17 protein-coding genes are annotated in these 17,305 nt (G+C 52.9%); 11 read left to right on the forward strand and 6 right to left on the reverse strand.

Features of this window, described 5'->3' with window-relative positions:
• Window positions 1–210: 210 nt before the first annotated feature.
• A complete protein-coding gene (locus CF137_RS04340) occupies window positions 211–897 on the reverse strand; it encodes an LrgB family protein (RefSeq protein ID WP_139718148.1) in 687 nt (228 codons plus the stop codon).
• Entirely contained in the window at window positions 894–1,250 is a 357-nt protein-coding gene (locus tag CF137_RS04345) for a CidA/LrgA family protein (RefSeq protein ID WP_042023702.1), read from the reverse strand. Before CF137_RS04345 ends, CF137_RS04340 begins: the two co-directional genes overlap by 4 nt.
• A gap of 175 nt (window positions 1,251–1,425) precedes the next feature.
• On the opposite strand from CF137_RS04345, the gene CF137_RS04350 reads away from it, so the two are divergent.
• Entirely contained in the window at window positions 1,426–3,135 is a 1,710-nt protein-coding gene (locus CF137_RS04350) for a glycoside hydrolase family 36 protein (protein WP_139718149.1), read from the forward strand.
• Between the two features lie 77 nt (window positions 3,136–3,212).
• On the opposite strand, the gene CF137_RS04355 is transcribed toward CF137_RS04350, so the two are convergent.
• Entirely contained in the window at window positions 3,213–3,713 is a 501-nt protein-coding gene (locus CF137_RS04355) for a hypothetical protein (RefSeq protein ID WP_139718150.1), read from the reverse strand.
• A 155-nt stretch (window positions 3,714–3,868) separates the two neighbouring features.
• Window positions 3,869–5,296, reverse strand: a complete 1,428-nt coding sequence (sbcB, locus tag CF137_RS04360) for an exodeoxyribonuclease I (RefSeq protein WP_139718151.1) — start codon at window positions 5,294–5,296, stop codon at window positions 3,869–3,871.
• 391 nt (window positions 5,297–5,687) lie between these two features.
• On the opposite strand from sbcB, the gene yhfZ reads away from it, so the two are divergent.
• From yhfZ to CF137_RS04400, 8 genes are all read left to right on the forward strand, one after another.
• Window positions 5,688–6,587, forward strand: coding sequence for a GntR family transcriptional regulator YhfZ (yhfZ, locus tag CF137_RS04365; protein WP_204787358.1), 900 nt, complete (start codon window positions 5,688–5,690; stop codon window positions 6,585–6,587).
• 22 nt (window positions 6,588–6,609) lie between these two features.
• Window positions 6,610–6,978: a PRD domain-containing protein gene (locus tag CF137_RS04370; RefSeq protein WP_139718152.1), complete on the forward strand. Its 369-nt coding sequence runs from the start codon at window positions 6,610–6,612 to the stop codon at window positions 6,976–6,978.
• On the forward strand, window positions 6,978–7,856 hold the full coding sequence (locus tag CF137_RS04375; RefSeq protein WP_139692760.1) for a phosphotriesterase family protein: 879 nt from the start codon (window positions 6,978–6,980) through the stop codon (window positions 7,854–7,856). Before CF137_RS04370 ends, CF137_RS04375 begins: the two co-directional genes overlap by 1 nt.
• A gap of 13 nt (window positions 7,857–7,869) precedes the next feature.
• Entirely contained in the window at window positions 7,870–8,229 is a 360-nt protein-coding gene (locus CF137_RS04380) for a DUF2620 family protein (protein WP_139692762.1), read from the forward strand.
• Between the two features lie 10 nt (window positions 8,230–8,239).
• The gene (locus CF137_RS04385; RefSeq protein ID WP_139718153.1) at window positions 8,240–9,541 is read left to right on the forward strand and encodes a YhfT family protein; all 1,302 of its coding nucleotides are present in this window, start codon (window positions 8,240–8,242) and stop codon (window positions 9,539–9,541) included.
• A 73-nt stretch (window positions 9,542–9,614) separates the two neighbouring features.
• Complete coding sequence (locus tag CF137_RS04390) at window positions 9,615–10,778, forward strand: alanine racemase (protein WP_139692767.1); 1,164 nt, start codon at window positions 9,615–9,617, stop codon at window positions 10,776–10,778.
• A 10-nt stretch (window positions 10,779–10,788) separates the two neighbouring features.
• The gene (locus CF137_RS04395; protein WP_139718154.1) at window positions 10,789–12,021 is read left to right on the forward strand and encodes a phosphopentomutase; all 1,233 of its coding nucleotides are present in this window, start codon (window positions 10,789–10,791) and stop codon (window positions 12,019–12,021) included.
• Window positions 12,022–12,097: 76 nt separating this feature from the next.
• On the forward strand, window positions 12,098–14,284 hold the full coding sequence (locus tag CF137_RS04400) for a carbohydrate-binding protein (protein WP_139718155.1): 2,187 nt from the start codon (window positions 12,098–12,100) through the stop codon (window positions 14,282–14,284).
• A 107-nt stretch (window positions 14,285–14,391) separates the two neighbouring features.
• On the opposite strand, the gene CF137_RS04405 is transcribed toward CF137_RS04400, so the two are convergent.
• A complete protein-coding gene (locus CF137_RS04405; protein WP_139718156.1) occupies window positions 14,392–15,330 on the reverse strand; it encodes a WYL domain-containing protein in 939 nt (312 codons plus the stop codon).
• A gap of 100 nt (window positions 15,331–15,430) precedes the next feature.
• Here CF137_RS04405 and CF137_RS04410 point away from each other — a divergent pair, with 100 nt between their 5' ends.
• Entirely contained in the window at window positions 15,431–15,721 is a 291-nt protein-coding gene (locus tag CF137_RS04410) for a DUF4258 domain-containing protein (protein WP_139718157.1), read from the forward strand.
• A 6-nt stretch (window positions 15,722–15,727) separates the two neighbouring features.
• Window positions 15,728–16,366 carry an ADP-ribosylglycohydrolase gene (locus CF137_RS22250; protein WP_240038508.1) on the forward strand — a complete coding sequence of 213 codons (639 nt, stop codon included), beginning with the start codon at window positions 15,728–15,730 and terminating at the stop codon, window positions 16,364–16,366.
• A 39-nt stretch (window positions 16,367–16,405) separates the two neighbouring features.
• Here CF137_RS22250 and CF137_RS04420 read toward each other — a convergent pair whose 3' ends face one another.
• Entirely contained in the window at window positions 16,406–17,062 is a 657-nt protein-coding gene (locus CF137_RS04420) for a HEPN domain-containing protein (RefSeq protein ID WP_139718158.1), read from the reverse strand.
• Window positions 17,063–17,305: the final 243 nt, after the last annotated feature.

Raw genomic sequence — 17,305 nt, forward strand, 5'->3', positions numbered from 1 at the left:
TCAAAGGCCAATTGGGCGGCCATTGTAGGGAGCCAGCTCGGGTAATTATGTGAGCAGGCTCACGCCCTGACGGGCAAACGGAGGGAGATGGTAATGGAAACGTTTGTCTTGTGCAAATTGTGCGGCAGGTCGCACCCCGAGAGGCCTGCAGGCCTCTCGGGGTCGTCAATAGATGGTCAATCTGTGGTCAATTTCTGGTCAGCAGTACGATCAGATCAGCCAGTGATAGATGGCAAACAGCAGGGGGGCGACGGCAGCGGTGAGGATCCCGCACACCACCATGGCCAGCGACGCAAAGGCTCCCTGGGTGATCCCCTTCTCGGCGGAGGTGGCGGTGCCGATGGCGTGGGCGCAGGCCCCCATGGCCAGACCTTGGGCTTCCGGATCGGTTACTTTCAGCAGTTTGAGCAATGGGTAGCCGATCAGCGCGCCGACAATCCCCACCACCACCACCACAGCCGCCGCGATAGCGGGAATACCGCCGATGGAGTGGCTGACACTCATGGCGAGCGGGGTGGTGATGGATTTGGTGGCCAATGAAGCCAGCAGTGCCGGATCTGCGCCCATAAAGTGACCGATCAGCAGGGTTGTGCACACCGAGATCAAGACGGAGGCGAGGGTACAGATTAGGATGGGCTTGAGCTTGGCCTGAATTTGGCGTGCCTGCTGATAGAGCGGCAGCGCCAGCGCCACCACGGCGGGTTCCAGCAGCATGGTAATGGGGCTGCTGCCGCGCTCGTACTGTTCAAGGGGCAGATCAAACCAGAGCAGCAGGCCGATGATCACCGCGGTCGGCACCAGCACCGGATTGATGATGGGCCAGGGCAGGCGGCGATAGAGGGCGCGGGTGGTGAAATAGAGCGTCAGGGTTAGGGGGATCGCGCACCAGAAGATCATTTGTTCATCCTCTGGTAGAGCCGACCGACGGTGGCGAGGATCAGCACGATCCCGAGCACGATGCAGAGCATGATCAGGCCGAAGGATTGGCGCAGGGGCTCAAGCCAGGCCACCAGCCCCACCGCTACCGGCACGAACAGCACGCCCATGTGGCGCAGCAGCAAGCCTGCTCCCTGCTCGACCCAGTGCAGCTTTATCAGTTGCAGGGAGAGCAGCACAAACAGCAGCAGCATGCCAATGATGCTGCCGGGGAAGGCAAAAGGCAGGATGGCTGCCACGGTTTTGCCTGCCAGCAGGCAGGCGACGATGACCATAAAGTCACGAAGGAACAGCAAGGCACGTTGCGCGATCACGTGAGCCCCATCGACTGTGAAGAAAAATGCAGTTTACCAGAGAGGCCGGGTCGCGGCATTAAAACAATAACAACTGAAATCAGTTCGTTTGAAGCTGATTTGTATGACGATGATCTGTTGAACAATCTTTTGAACATCGTCTGATAGCACCCTTTTCGAACTACAAGGAGTAGTGATGACATCCCTCTTGTCCCGAGTTCGCCAGTTGGCGAGCGATAATGCGTTGCCATCCCATCTGCTGCAAACCCGTCAGTGGGAAGGGCCTCTGTGCCGGGCGCGGCTCGATAACACCGGCGCTGATGCCACCTCGGTTGAGCGCTGGGTGCTGTTTGACGGCAAGCTTGGCCTGCCGCTGGAGAGCGCTATTTACGGCGAAGGGTTTCAGATGCTGGCCCAGACCATGGGCAGCTGGCAATCACCGCAACCTGTCGGCCGTTGTCCCGATGCCAGCGTCTATCGCATTACCGACGACAACGGCTACCACACCGTTCACAACCTGCTGCTGGTGGAACATGGCAAGGGGTGGCTGCTGCTCGCCTTTGCCAGCTGCCACCGTTTTGGCGGGGAGTTTCGTCTCTACCCCGATGGTCGTTTGCAGATCCTGATGAACTGCGAAGGGCGCGAACTGGCGGTCGGTGAGCATTGGCAGAGCGAGGCGCTGATCTGCCTCGAAGGGGCGGATCGCGAGGATCTGCTGGCCGAGTTGGCACGGATGATCGAGGCTGAGCATGGCTCGCTGATCGGCAAGGTGAGTGATCGCCCGAGCGGCTGGTGCTCTTGGTACCACTACTATGCCGAGGTGAGCGCTGCCGACATTCGCGAAAACCTGCAGGTGCGTGCCGAGCGTTTCCCGGCGCTGCGCTATGTGCAGATCGACGATGGCTACCAGGCTAAAATGGGTGACTGGCTCACTCCATCGGCCAAGTTCGAGCAAGGTGTGGCGTCACTGGCTGCCGAGATCAAAGGTGCTGGCTGTGAACCGGCCCTCTGGGTCGCTCCCTTTATTGCCGAACCAAGCTCGCAGGTGTTTCAGGATCACCCCGACTGGTTCGTGAAGGGGGATGATGGCCTGCCGCTGCCTTCAGAGCGGGTTACTTACGGTGGCTGGCGCTGCACCCCCTGGTATGTGCTGGACGGTACCCACCCCGGGGTGCAGGCGCACCTTGAGCAGGTGTTTCGCACCCTGCGTGAGCAGTGGGGCATCCACTACTTCAAGCTCGATGCCAACTTCTGGGGCGCCATCCACGGTGGCCGTTTCCACGATCCGGCAGCCACCCGGGTCGAAGCCTATCGGCGCGGCATGGCCGCTATCCTGAGCGGTGCAGGTGAAGGCGCTTTCCTGCTTGGTTGCAACGCTCCTATCTGGCCAAGCCTTGGGCTGGTGCACGGTATGCGGGTGAGTGACGATGTGGAGCGCAATGGCCACCGTTATCGCCAGATCGCCCGCGAAGCCTTCTGCCGCGCCTGGCAAAATGACAAGCTCTGGGCCCTCGACCCCGATTGCATCTGTCTGCGGGATCTGCCGACCCAGCAGGCAAGCAAAGCTGAATACAGCTTCCATCTGGCTGCACTGGTGGCGAGCGGCGGCATGATGCTGGCGGGAGATCGATTGCAAGATCTCGACAAGGAGCAGGCGGCGCAACTGCGCAAGCTGCTGGGTCTTTGTGCTGCTCGTGCACCCTCTGCCCGTTTCGAGTCGATGGACTTTGCCTGTGGTGAAGTGAACCTGCCGCAGGGGGGATCCTTGCTCTGCCTGTTCAACTGGGAGGGGCAACCACAGGAGTTTCTGCTGCCAGAAGGGGGAACCGATTTTTGGCAGGGGCGGGTAGTCGGCACGGCCGTGACCCTGCAAGGGGGCGAGGGGCGGGTGATCCGCTACCTCTGATAATTCATTCCCACTAACAATTCAGGCTCCATTACGGAGCCTGAATTGTTTCAATCAGTGGTGGTCAGCAACGTCTGTCAGTAATGCCACTCAAAGCCGACGGCATATTTGGCGGAGCCATAGCCAGGGATATCACTGCCGGAGGCGATCGCCTTGAGGGTCAGTTGGGGGCTGAGTGGTACGCCGAGGCCAAAACCGATGGCCAGCTGATCATTGGGGTTCCCCATCAGATCGACCCGCATCACCCGATAGAGCGACATATCCTGGCTCAAGTGGGTATAAGCCTGAGAGGCGCGGTTATAGACCTGGCCAAATACCTCCAGTTGAAAACCCGCTTGGGCAGTGATGACTAATGGCACCCCGACAAACTTGTAGAGGTTGGAGTCGTTAAAGTAGCTGTTGGTGATCTGGGGGGTGAAGTCAGTTTGCTGGTAAAGGGTGCTGAAGTTGTGTTCGACGATCTGGTAGGTCTGCTCTGGCAGACGAGCAAGATAATCCGGCACATCGAACCGGTATGCGGCGTTGGCTGCCAGTGGCAGCAGGGTCAGTAATCCGAGCAGTGCGTGGTGACGAGGCATCAGCAAATGGCTTCCGTTCGGCCAAAGAGATCTCTTGCTTGGGAGATATCCGCCAAGGATGTTGCAAGATATTGGTTTTTGGGGAAATCCCCTTCGTCATTATGACCTGAAGAAGGGGATGGGCGGGAAGGATTTATTGTGAAACTACTCACAACTCATAAATCTTCCAGATAGTGATAGAGACTCTTGAGGATCGCAAAGTTCCGTTCGTTACTCTGGTTCTGCTCCGCCAGCGCCTCGAGACGGGGTACATAGTCCGGCAGACGGCGGCTGAAGTAGTCGCTGCAGTGCAGGCGCCAGCGCTTCTGCTCCGCCTCGCTCAAGGTGTGTGGCCAGTTGCGGGCACGGTAGCGGAACAGCATCTCGGGCAGGCGCGAGTCGGTGAAGGCAAACTCTCGTTCCCCCAGCTGATCTGCGGGGGTGGCACGCACCAGATCCATGGTGGACTTGTCACCGTGGCCAAAGAAACCGGCGTAGAGCTGGGTATCGGGGTCGCTGTCATTGCTGCCGGCAAACTCCTGATTGAACACCTCCACCAGTTTTTCCCGCACTTCCGGATGGGCGCGCAGCAGATCCAGGCTTTTGCGGCATTGTTCCCGATCGATGCCAAGCTGGTCGGCCCGCTCAGGGGTCAGGGTGGCGGCCGGTGCCAGCACCGGGCACTTGTTGATATGTACCAGTTTCACCGGAATACCCGCCAGTTCCCCAAGATCTTCTTTCTTGGTATAGAGCCGCTCGCGGATCTCCTCGCTGGTGAGTTCAATGAGCGGGGTAGGGTCGCGGGTCAGATCCACCATGATCACTGCATTCTGGTTGGTCGGGTGCCAGGCGAGCGGCGAGACCCAGCTCACGCACCCTTGCCACGGGGAGAACATGCCGGAAACGTGCACCAGCGGCTTCATGGTCACCACGTCGATCAGCGCCTTCACCTTGTTCTTGTTGCGCAGATCAAAGAGATAGCCAAACAGCTTGGGCTGGGCCTTTTTCACCAGCTTGGCCATCTCGATGGTGGCCAAGACGTCTGAGAGCGCATCGTGGGCATTGGCGTGCGCCACACCGTTGGCCACCGTCAGCTTCTCCAGCCGGAAGCTCGGCTTGCCTTCATCGTCAAAGGCCCACTCGATCCCCTCTGGCCGCAGGGCGTAGCAAGCCCGCAGCATGTCGAGGATGTCCCAGCGGGAGTTGCCGTTCTGCCAAGCGTAGGCATAGGGATCATAGAAGTTGCGATAGAGGGTGTAGCGGGTCACTTCGTCATCGAAGCGGATGCTGTTATAGCCCAGTACGCAGGTATTCGGAGTGGCGAACTGCTCGTGGATCTGGCGAATGAAATCCGCCTCGCAAAGCCCATCCTTCATCGCCTTTTGCGGCGTGATACCGGTGATAAGGCACGCCTCCGGATCCGGCAGATAGTCCGCCGGCGGCTTGCAATAGACAACAAGCGGCTCGCCAATGATGTTGAAATCCGCATCGGTACGAATACCGGCAAACTGCGACGGCCTGTCCTTGGCGGGACTGATGCCGAAGGTCTCGTAGTCGTGGAAGAAGAAGGTTGGCTCGCTGCCCGCGTGTGCTGTTTTGCTCATGTTGCTCGAGAGGGGGTCCGATGACGGCGGCACTATGCGCCTGGGTGGGCGGTGCCATGCACCACAATTGTTCGCATGGTAAACCATAGCGCAGGCAGAACGAAGGGCGAGCCGTGCAGGTGGTGGTTTATTGGGCGGAAGGGTATCTCATAGAGATTAAGGTGGGGTGATTCATCCAATCAGGTGGCCAAATTCACTATGTCACTAAATGCACTTCTTCAGTCGATAGGGGTCATTACTACTCTTGAGTCGCGTTGATCTTGCTCGTGGTGTTTTCTGCATAGAGCCTCTCTCATCCTATTTGTTATGAAGACGCTCACAAAATTGAGCAATCGTTTAGTTTTGGACGAAATCTCTGGTGTATCATTTATTCAAAATAATGAAGATAAAGATGATGACAAACCCATACATCAGTAAAGAAGGCATGGCAGTGATATGCCTTGCCAAGTATCTCATGACGACCCAGCCTGACGACCGCCTGAGGACGATAGAGTCCTTGTCGGACGAGATCGGTGTATCGGTCGGATTTATACAGAAGGCGTTTACCACGCTGGAAAATGACAAGGCAGTCAGCCTGAGCAAGCAGGGGCGTAACGGGACCTATATTCGACAGCTCGATTATCAGAAGTTGGTTCGTTATTCCGGCATCAGCCATGTAGTGTGTGCCATGCCACTGCCTTATACAAAGCATTACGAGGGGTTGGCTAGTGGACTGAAGGCACAGCTTGGCAGCCTGCCGCTCTATTTTGCCCACATGCGCGGCGCTAATGTGCGGGCCGAATGTTTGAAAAACGGTGTTTATGACCTGGCCATTATGTCCAAGCTTGCCGCCGGTACGTTGGGCAGTAGTGTTAAGATCTTGGCGGATCTGGGGGCGGAGTCCTATTCACTCGAACACCGTTTGATTTATCGGACAAACGAATATGAAGTCATCAGGCGCGTGGGGGTGGATCCGGCGTCTCCTGACCAGCGAATTCTGACCGAGAAGGCATTTGTAGGAAAAGAAATTGAAATTGTCGAGATCAACTATTCCAACAGTTTGAGTTATCTCGTTTCCGGACAAATTGATGCGGTCGTGTGGTTGTCAGAGGCTATTGATATGAATGTATCAGGGCTGAGCGAAAAATCGCTGAAGCACCTTGATGAATGCTGTCAGGCATCTCAGGCTGTCATTCTTCTTAGCCGTCAGAGCCCGCATATCAGTGAACTCATTAATAAGTTGCTTGATGTTCATCAACTTCTGGAACATCAACGCTTGGTTATTGAAGGGAAGTTGATACCCAGTTATTGATGTTTAAATATGGAGATGTGCAGTGATAGAGCGATTACAGTTACTTCAGTCAGCTGATGTGATCAGTACTGATGCATTAAAAGCATGTCTGGTGGTGATGGACGATCTCAGAGATCATTTTTCTGTTAGTGATGATAATGAACAGTACCAGATGATGATTGTCCATCTGGCCAGGGCATTTGATCGTATTAAATCTGGAGCACCTATCGAGCAGGGTATGGACCCATCCCTGTTTGATGAAGTGCAGGAAGATCCGTTCTTCCATGAAATGGATGTTCTTAACAGAAGAATGCTTGATGCAATTGATCTTGCGGAGGCACCTGATAGCGAGAAGTCATTTATGCTCAGTAATCTTTTATCACTGCACTACTCATGTCAGGAGCATATGTAATGTCGATTAATCTCGATGGCTACACTTATTGCCATGAACATCTGCACATAGATCTCTCTTCGCAGAAACGGGATAATGATTGTCTTCTGGATAGCTACGCGCTGATCCGGGACGAGCTTCTGGCGCTCAAGCAGTGTGGGGTGCTCAATGTTATCGAGATGACCAATCGTTTTATGGGAAGAAATCCTCATTTTATTGAAAATTTAATGCGAGATACCGGCATGAACGTACTGATGTCGACCGGTTATTACATCGAAGGTTTTTTCCCCGAAAGGCTTTACCGTTTGTCCGCTCGCGAGATCTGCGATGAGATGGTGCATGAAATTACGGTGGGCATTGATGAAAGTGCACTTAAAGCAAGTGTTATTGGGGAGATTGGTAGTAGCGAGAACGCATTTACCGAAACTGAGCGAAAAGTCTTCGAAGCCGCAGCTATGGCGCATTATGAGACTGGTCGCCCAATCTCGACCCATCTTTCTATGAGCACCATGGCAAGAGAACAGGTGAAGTTATTCAAGTCGTATTCGGTCGAAATGGAAAGGATCACTATCGGCCACTGCGATCTTAAAAATAATCTAGATGACATCTTGTGGTTGATTGATCAAGGCTGTCATGTTCAGTTTGACACTATCGGCAAGAACAGTTATTTCCCTGATTCGTCGAGAATCGACATGCTGAAAGAATTGGCCAGCAGGAATTTGCTGAATAGAGTCATGTTGTCTATGGATATAACGAGAAAGTCACACCTTAAGAAAAATGGAGGCCCCGGATTTTGCTATCTGGTGGAATATTTTATTCCACAGTTACTTGATTCAGGTATTAGTAAACATCAAATAGAACAAATGTTACGTCTTACCCCTTACCACTTTTTTAAATGAGGCTGGATATAAAATGAAAAAAATAGGGATCGCTGGATTACAACGTGAGCAGATCAAGGCTCAGATTGAGCAAGCTGCTCCAGGTGAGTTCGAGTGTCATATTCTCAATGACATGGATGCAGCAATGAAGGTGAAAGCTGGAGTCTTGGATTATTACATCGGGTGCTGTAATACCGGTGCCGGGGCTGCACTCTCTATCGCTATCGCAATTATCGGCTATCCGAAAAGCTGCACTATTGCCAAACCCTCCATCAAGGCAAAGTCCGAAGAGGTGGATAAATTTATTAAAGAGGGTAAGGTTGCATTCGGTCTTTCAGTGGAGCATGTCGAACATGCCATCCCGTTATTAATTACCAAACTGGCAGCTAATTGAGGGAATAATAATGGACATTATGCAATTAGGGTTAGTCACTCTGTTGTGTGCCATGACAGCACTGCTGGCCAATATGAGTGCAGCGGTATTTCATGATGGTATCAGACCGATCCTGCCCCAAGTCGTCGAAGGAAATATGACGCGGCGTGATGCGGGATCCGTGGCGTTTGGCCTATCGATTGGTTTCGTGGCCTCAGTCGGTATTTCATTTACTCTCTCCACTGGTCTTCTAAACCCGTGGCTGCTTTTTTTGCCGACAGATATTCTCGGTGTGATGATGGCTCGGCGCTGGCAAGCCGCGTTAGCTGGCGGCTTATGGGGGGTTCTGGTTGTTACCTCTATTTCCGGTGTGAATGCGGTATTGACCGGCTTGCCTGTCGATGCGATTGGCGCATTGGGTGAGTTGGGCACGCCGGTGATGACCGCTTTTGCGCTCTTCCCGCTGCTCGCCATCTTTTATCAGTTCGGGTGGAAAGCCGGTGCTATTTCGGCGGCTGTTATTGTGCTGGCCCGGCTGGCCACGATGAAATTTACCACTATTTATCCTGAGTCTCTGCAAATCTTCGTGGGGATGATGATGTTGGTGGGGACTGCCATCTACAAAGACATCAACGACAAGAAAAACGGTATTGCGCCGCCTGATATGTCGGGGATGCACAGTTTGTTTGAAGAGCGTACCAAACGCATCATGAAAAACCTGCCATTCCTGGCTGCAACCGGTGCGCTGGTTGCTGTGGTTGTCAATGCAGGCTATTTTGCAGGTTCAGAAGTCTCTATCTATCCATTGGCAGATGCATACAAGCTGACTGACCCTGTCGCGCAGCAGACGGCTATCAACCAGGTGGCCCTCTCTGAATTTATGCGCGGGCTTGGTTTTGTACCCCTGATTGCCACCACGGCACTGGCCACTGGTGTATATGGTGTGGTCGGGATGACCTTTGTATTTGTGGTTGGTTATCTCTCGCCTAACATACCGGTTGCTGCGGTGCTTGGTGCTCTGACCATTTGTGCGGAAGTATTCCTGCTACGTCGGATCGGCCATTTCCTAGAACAATTCCCATCTATTCGTAATGCTTCGGATAATATCCGCAACTCGATGAATACGCTGATGGAGTTTGCACTTCTTATCGGCGGTGTATTGGCGGTTATGAAAATGGGTGGGACCACCGGGATTACCATTTTCACTATATTGTTCTTCCTCAATGAGGTAATGGGACGTCCTGTACTCAAGATTGCTGCTCCGGCTCTCGCTGCCATATTAACTGGTGTCGCGCTCAATATTTTCCATATTGTCGGACTTTTTAATATCTGACCCTAGCGTTCGCCCGGTTTGACAGCCTGAAACCTATCGGGCCGGGTAAGCTATATTCATAAGGTGAGCGAAGATGTTTCTTGATGCCTTGAAAAAACAAAATCCGAGATTTATAGAATGTGCAGCTGAATTATTAAAGTCCAACCAAGTGTTGCCTGATACTTATCTTATTGATGTCGACCAGTTTGCTGAAAATGCCAGAACGATAAAGAAAAATGCTGATGCATATGGGATTACACTGTATGCGATGACGAAGCAGTTTGGACGCAATCCCGTTTTAGCCAGATTACTGGTTGATGAGTTAGGTTACGATGGCATCGTCTGTGTCGATTTTAAAGAGGTCCGCCATTATTCCGCTCTGGGAATAAAAGTCAGCCATGTCGGGCATTTGGTACAACCACCGAGTGGGATGGTCAATGAATTGGTGAGTATTACCAAGCCTGAGGTTATCACCGTTTATTCGATTGAAAAGGCCAAGGAGATTTCATCTGCCGCAGTTAAGGCGAATGTAATCCAAAAGATTATGGTTAAGTTTTATCAGAATGGGGACATTATCTATCCCAGCCAAGAGTCTGGATTTTCGTTAAGTGATCTGGATGAGGTTATCCAGTCATTATCAGCATTGCCGAATATCGCTGTAGAAGGAGTAACTCATTTTCCCAGTTTTCTCTATGACGAAGATAAAGATGTGACCGTTGCCACGCATAATTTCAGGACAACGATGATTGCCAAAGAGCAGGCTGAGCGATTGGGTTGCCGGATATCACAGGTCAATGTTCCGTCTTCAACTTGTTGTGAAACGATACCGCTAATTGCCTCTCGAGGTGGGACGCATGGCGAACCAGGGCATGCTCTGACCGGGACCATTCCATCAAATCAGAATGGCGAGCAGCCTGAAAAAATAGCGATGCTCTATTTGAGTGAGGTATCTCATCATCATAACGGAAATAGTTATTGCTACGGTGGTGGATACTATCGGCGTGGGCGTATTCGTGGCGCATTGGCAATGGATGGCTCAGATCCACACGGGCGCTTCATGCCGTTTATGGCAGGTGATGATGGCAGCATTGATTATCACATCCAGTTGGCGGGAACGTGTCCCGTCGGAACTCCCGTCATCATGGCTTTCCGCTCTCAGGTGTTTGTGACCAGGAGTGATGTTGCGTTGGTTTCAGGGATATCGACAGGGACCCCGAAAATAATCGGACTCTATGATTCGCAAGGGCGAGAACTGTAAGGGAGGGATTATGGCAAGGTTCATTGTTGTCGTCCTCGATGGCTTTGGTATCGGTGAAATGCCGGATGTACTGACCGATCGGCCACAAGATCACGGTGCCAATACAGCAAGAAATCTCATCGAGCATTTTTCAGATAAACATCTGCCAACATTGGCACGGCTTGGATTGCTGAATTCGGTGTACTCAGCCAACTCAGTGATGCAAATAAGTGAGACTGCAAACTGGGGTAGGTCAATGCTGGCCCATGAAGGGTGTGACACCTTTATGGGGCATCAGGAGATCATGGGGACCAAACCGAGATCACCGCTACAAGCCCCCTTCAGTACTTATATCGATGAGATTGAGGCGGGGTTGATTGCCGAAGGATACCAGGTCAACCGAATTTATCGGGATGCGCTTGCCCTGCTAGAGGTCAACAACTGTGTCGTGATCGGGGATAACCTCGAGGCCGAGTTGGGACAGGTATATAACATCACCGCCAACCTGAATCTGATATCGTTCGATGACGTCGTGCAAATTGGGAGAGTGGTCAGGAAGTATAATGAAGCTGGACGAAATATTGCTTTTGGTGGATTAGTTGATTCAATGGATGAGATATATGCAGCCATAGAAACTAAAACAGACAAAAACGGCGATAAAAAATTTATTGGAGTCAATGCTCCTCACTCTGGGGCCTATAACAACGGATTCAAGGTTATTCACCTTGGCTATGGGGTAGATCCATCGACACAAGTACCACACTGTCTTAATAAGATCGGAATCACGACGTTCTTATATGGTAAGGTCGCCGATATTGTAGAGAATGAACACGGTACATCATACCCTGGAGTTGTCGACACCGATACGCTCTTCGATTTATTGCAGCAGGATGTGGAGCGGGAAGATAACGCTTTTTTCTGCCTCAATGTTCAGGAAACGGATCTTTCCGGTCACCAGCAAAATGCTGAACGTTATTGGAATACGCTCGAAAAGGCTGATGCTGGACTATCAAATATCATAGCGGCTATGTCAATAAACGATATCTTGATTGTTATGGCCGATCATGGCAACGATCCTTTTATCGGCCACGCTCTTCATACTCGAGAAATGGTTCCAATATTGTTGTACAGCCATAAATTAAAAGGGCTTGAATTAGGTGTTCGCGATACGCTATCTGATGTGGGGGCCAGTGTCACCTATTTCTTTAATGCCCCTATGCCAGAATTTGGTTCGCCAATAAGATTGGCGTTCGACAACATATAACTCTATGAATATTTATTTCACACCTCACTGGGTATTTTGGTGAGATAAACTGCTATTGTCAATCAGGAGTTGCGCGATGAAACATGGATTAAGTCTTCCGTTATTAGGTAGCATAATTATTGCGACCACGGCATCAGCCTCAACCGTGGGGATGCAGGAATTTCTCGATAGTCTTAGAAACTTTGAGTCGGGTATCAATCCGGCACTGAGCCAGTTTTACCTCGATAACCTGGATAACCCCGTTTATACCTACGCCAAGGTCACCAAGCCCGGTCGGCTGGTCAGGGACTGCGCCACCGGGAATATGGTGCAAGAGCCCACCACGATAAAGCAGTACTTTACCAAGCTTGGTCTTGGCAGCATCTATAACGAAAATACCCCTCATGACCCGGGCATGTTCAAGTTGATGCAGTACAGCTCGATGAATGCCTGGGGATTTGTCGGGTATCAGCTGGGTGAAGCGGTATTGATCGATGGAGGCTATTACAACCCGCCGACAGTCCAGATTGCAGGCAAGGAGTACGACAGCTTTTACATGTTCGTGCCCGATTCGACCTGGATCGGCTGTAAAACCGAGGCGCTGGCTGAAATCCCTGGCTCAGGCGGTAATCAGGTGTATGTAACGGATATCAACCGTTGGCAAGGGCATTTTATCGGCAAGAACGGGGTCAACAATTTCACCGATTTCATCAAGCCCGAAAAACAGGAGCTGGTGATCCGGGATGTCATGCACTTCAACTACAAGGTCATCAGCAAGCTGCTACAAGATGCCAATATGACCTGGGCACAGGCCTTGTCGAAAAGTTGGGCCGATAAGGATGATAACGGACAGCAGGTAACGGTTAAGGCAACCATGTCCGGCATCCTGGCCGCGGCTCACTTGCGTGGGGCGTGGGGAACCGCCGAGCTGTTGACCAAAGACAAGATCACGTGTGACGAGCAGGGAACTTGCATCACCAAATATGTGCATAAGTTTGGCGGGTACAACACTCTGTTTGATGTGCCGGGCGACAACGTCACTCAAGGCTCCCCTTACGATGAAGTACTGATGGCGGGGTGGGGGAATGACACCGTTATCTTGGGGGGCGGTAAAAACCAGCTGTTGCTCAACGAGCAGAAGGGCTCTATCACCACGGTCACCGACTTTGTGATCGGCAAGGACAAGATAGTGTTACGTGGCTGGTCTAGCGAATCACCTCTGGCGTCCATGGTGGTAACTCAGGGGAAAAATGGCACTGAAATCGATGTCACCGGGCAAAAAATCATTCTGAACAACATCAATGCCAGCGATGTACTGGCCAACCCTTCGCAAGTGGTCATCCAGTCTATGGTGTACACGCTGGCGTGGAATTCTGGCAAGCAGGTTGTCGCTCAATTTGACCCCAAGGTGGATCGCATTGAGGGTTCGTCCGGGATTGGGTTCAAGCATCTCAAAGCTTATGAGACCAGCTCCTCGGTGGTGATTGGTCCCCAAGCCGATGACGGTGGCATTTATGCTTCTTATGAGCTAATGGGGTTGACGCTGGCCGACCTGTCGCCTGATATGTTCATCAACGTGACCGGCAGTTTTGATCGTCTGGGCTTTATCGTACCGCTTGATCACAAAACCTGGGGCTGGAATGTGTCGCTGGTGGTGAACAGCTTCAATCCGCAAAAAACGGTGCTGACCGTTCCGAGCAACCAGCCAGTGCCGTTCTCGGCTGTGCAGTTGACTCAAAATGGCGCCAACACTGAACTGACCTTGCTCGAGCCGTTTGCCAAGGGTGACAAGAAGATCGTTATCCTGCGCAATACCGATGTGAAGAACCTCTCTGCACAGAACTTCTCCGGCTTCAGCGGTCAGTACAAAGAGGTGACGATTGATGTTCCCGTGATGTTCGACATTCGTGCCAGTGTCGTCGGCACCGGTGGCACCATCTCACCGGCACCGGATACCGCAGGCGTCATTCAGGGGAAAGGGGGAAGCGCACTGACAGTGGCGTTTATTCCCAATCCCGGTTATCGGATCAAGAGCATCGTTGTGGACGGCGTAGCTCAGCCTGTAGCGAGCGCTTATACCTTTCCGAGCTTGGCGGCCAATCACCGCCTTGAAGTGAGCTTTGAGAAGGGCAGTGCCTGCCCGGCCTCCTGGAACAGCACTCAGGTGTACAACACCGGTGACAAGGCGACCTATGCCGGCAACATCTACGAGGCTAAGTGGTGGAACACTGGCAGCCAGCCGGATCAGGGCGGTCCCTGGAAGCTGGTGGACGCTTGTCAGTAAACTGTGTGCTGACCCGCGATAACCAAATGCGCCGTTTCTTATCCGAAAATCCCCGAGCATTGCTCGGGGATTTTTCTTTTGAACTTAATTCACTTTACCCGTCGTTATTAATGCGTGGAGTCAGACGAGAGGGGTTGTGTCAGTAAATCCGCACTCTTGAGTTTGAAGGTACATCCTTGCTCAATGAGCTCCTCCCGGTTGGCCAGCACCAGCGGGTAGAGCAGAGGATGTTGTTGGTGTTCACCGTTATAGCTCACCTGCATCCGCTCCAGCGCATAGTGCATCAAAGGGATGCGCTGGCTCAGCAACAGTTTGTCATCTGGCATGGCGTAGTCGTTGGCGATGATGGCTTGCTGCCCTTGACTAAGACTAGGATTGGGAACGACTACTGCGGTGACTTGGGTGTTCCACTCTAGGTCCTGATCCCGGCCGTGAGGGGAGGCATCCAGCAGATCCGGTTCACCCCGAAAACGACTCATCACAAAGTCCAGATATTCCCCTTTCTTCTCGCAGTAGGCACGTACGTGCCAGCGGATCCCGTCATAGACCAGGGTGTGGGGCACGATGTTGCGGCCACTCTGCTCCTCTGAGCTGAGGGATACGTAATCGACATCGACCCGCAGTTGGCCACGAGCAGCTTGCACCAGGCCCCGCACAATCTTGGGGTCGATATGGCGGTTGGGCACATCCAGGATTTCGATATGGCCATAGCGTAGATCCATCAAAGGCATCAGGAGTCCGGCTTCATGTTGGCGCAGGTGCTGTTTTTCCCGATGCAGCAGCATCAGGTACTCGTCTACCTTGCCTTCACTAAAGCGCGGCTCAAATTGCTCGGTGGGTTTGTATCCCTTCAGGCTTTTGTCATAGACCAGCCCCTCTGGGGCGTAGTGCGTCAGGTAGTGGTTGATATCCCGTGACGCCTGTTGGCGGCCGATATTGAAGGCGGTCATCAAATGATTGGTGGTCAGCCGTCCCTCCCACTGCAACACGATTTCCAGCAGACGAAAACGCAGGGTTTGATCCCAGGTTAGCTCTTTGGGTGTCATATGTGCTCCAAAATGCGACATGTATATGTAACCAGTATCGGCATGAGTATACAGGCTACATATAATGAGGCCATCTAAATGAGCGCCAAAGGAGCATGTCATGAACGGTAAGTTGGACGGTGCATACAGCCATCATGCCGCGTGCCGGATGCAGCAGCGTGGCATTGCTTCCGAGCTGGTGGAGCTGCTTTTGAGCATCGGGCGCTCTGCTTATCACCAGGGGCGTGAACTGGTTTATCTCGATCGCAAAGGGTTGGTCATGCTGCAAACCGAGTGCGGATTGCCAGCGGAATACTGCCAGCGTCTGCGCCGTCACTATCTGGTACTGCAAGACGGAGATATTGTCACCGTCGGTCATAAAACCACTCACTTCAAACGCGATCGTCACTGAGGCGCTATGAACTCAACTCTGTTATCGGGTCAGGCGGCCATGCCCCTGATCAAGGGGATCTGTTGCCTGTTGTCAGCCGAGCGAGTCACCGAGCTGACATCTTTGCTTAGCAAAGGAGCGTCTCACCAAGAGGGTGAAACGTCACCGCTGGCAGTCGTGACGGCGTTGGCGATCCATATCGAGCAACATCGGCTGGATCGCACGTTACTGCCCATCTATCAGGGACGTGAGCTACTGATGGCCGGTGCTGCCGACTTGCTGGGGGGAGAGGCCTGTTTTGAAGATCAGGATGCGTTTCGCTTGCTGGCGCTGCTACTCGATAAATTGTTGCGAGGAGGGCGCGGCAGCCGTCAGGCCAAGTTGGATGGACTCACGCCAAGTGTGATGGAGCAGCGGGGGCTGGCGGCCAGATCACCGAATAGCGGCGCCGTGGTGCGCGGCAGCTGGCGACGCAAGTCACGCAATCAGCTGGGCCATGCCAGCTGGCTGGATGTGGTAGAAGCGGCCATCTGGTGCTTCTGGCATGGGGACTCCCTGGCAAGCGGCGAAGTATTACTCGGTGTACTGCTGGGCAGGGATGAGCGGGTGTGGTTGGTCTATGGTCTGCTGGCCGGGGCTTTCTATCTGTCAGATCGGACGGATTGAAGAGGCGGGGCACTCACGTTCCCGCCATCGTGTTTCTGGTTACCCAGCCATCTCTACCACCGGATAACAGGCATCCCCCCACAGGCTATCGGGGTGAGCCATCATTAAGTCGATGATCACCGGTACCAGTTTGCCGAGCAGGTTGGCACAATCCTTCAGTTGTTTGCGATTGACCGAACTGTTCCAGGTCGCACCGCCATGGATCAGTTGGTTGCGCAAGGTATAGAGGCGGTTAAACACCACACCCAGCAACTGCGGTGTGTTGCCGCTGGCAAGCGCCAGGGTCGCCATCTTCTTACCCTGTGCCAGCCGCTCTTTCCACTGGGCTTCGCTGATCTTACCGCTGTGATAATCCCAGAAGCTTTGCAGTACAAACGGGGTGTCCAGCAGCATGCGGATACTGCCCGAGAACTCTTGCCAGACCAGTTGCTCGATCTGCTTGTGCTCATCCAGGTCACACAGTTTCTCCAGAAAGCCTTTGAAGGTCTCCTGTTCCGAGAGGCGACGATCGTCATCGATTTCAGTGGCATAAGCCGCATTGAACGCAATCCAGAGAAAGATAAAGCGGCCATCTTCATCCTCGGCCATTTCAGCGCGCTGCAGCCAGCTTAATGCCCGATGAACCCGCAGGTTGAGGTTGCCGGGGGAGTGCTCACGCAGGGTGCGGTGACGGGTTTTCAACTGTTCAAAGTTCAACGACGATCTCCTTTTCTATCGGATGAATAGCTGGCATCTGTGGCTACGCAATCAGCTTATGGTTTCTGGCTTATTTTGCATGTGGTGAATCAGCTTGAGTGGCCATCTGCTCATGATGGTCACTTCCCCACCACATCCCTGAGCTTTGCCATTGCTCGCTCAACCATGGTGGCTGGGGTTCTTTCCAGTGACCCATGATTGCACTCGGGACAGACTTCAAACCAGGTGTGGCCCCGTACCATT

The organism is Aeromonas sobria (assembly GCF_006243315.1).
Lineage (GTDB): Bacteria > Pseudomonadota > Gammaproteobacteria > Enterobacterales > Aeromonadaceae > Aeromonas > Aeromonas sobria_A.

Bases quoted from the DNA above. Each gene is read 5' to 3' on its own strand.
- CF137_RS04340 (WP_139718148.1), bottom strand. From the start codon at position 897: ATGATCTTCTGGTGCGCGATCCCCCTAACCCTGACGCTCTATTTCACC.
- CF137_RS04350 (WP_139718149.1), top strand. From the start codon at position 1,426: ATGACATCCCTCTTGTCCCGAGTTCGCCAGTTGGCGAGCGATAATGCG.
- CF137_RS04355 (WP_139718150.1), bottom strand. From the start codon at position 3,713: ATGCCTCGTCACCACGCACTGCTCGGATTACTGACCCTGCTGCCACTG.
- sbcB (WP_139718151.1), bottom strand. From the start codon at position 5,296: ATGAGCAAAACAGCACACGCGGGCAGCGAGCCAACCTTCTTCTTCCAC.
- yhfZ (WP_204787358.1), top strand. From the start codon at position 5,688: ATGATGACAAACCCATACATCAGTAAAGAAGGCATGGCAGTGATATGC.
- CF137_RS04375 (WP_139692760.1), top strand. From the start codon at position 6,978: ATGTCGATTAATCTCGATGGCTACACTTATTGCCATGAACATCTGCAC.
- CF137_RS04380 (WP_139692762.1), top strand. From the start codon at position 7,870: ATGAAAAAAATAGGGATCGCTGGATTACAACGTGAGCAGATCAAGGCT.
- CF137_RS04385 (WP_139718153.1), top strand. From the start codon at position 8,240: ATGGACATTATGCAATTAGGGTTAGTCACTCTGTTGTGTGCCATGACA.
- CF137_RS04390 (WP_139692767.1), top strand. From the start codon at position 9,615: ATGTTTCTTGATGCCTTGAAAAAACAAAATCCGAGATTTATAGAATGT.
- CF137_RS04395 (WP_139718154.1), top strand. From the start codon at position 10,789: ATGGCAAGGTTCATTGTTGTCGTCCTCGATGGCTTTGGTATCGGTGAA.
- CF137_RS04400 (WP_139718155.1), top strand. From the start codon at position 12,098: ATGAAACATGGATTAAGTCTTCCGTTATTAGGTAGCATAATTATTGCG.
- CF137_RS04405 (WP_139718156.1), bottom strand. From the start codon at position 15,330: ATGACACCCAAAGAGCTAACCTGGGATCAAACCCTGCGTTTTCGTCTG.
- CF137_RS04410 (WP_139718157.1), top strand. From the start codon at position 15,431: ATGAACGGTAAGTTGGACGGTGCATACAGCCATCATGCCGCGTGCCGG.
- CF137_RS22250 (WP_240038508.1), top strand. From the start codon at position 15,728: ATGAACTCAACTCTGTTATCGGGTCAGGCGGCCATGCCCCTGATCAAG.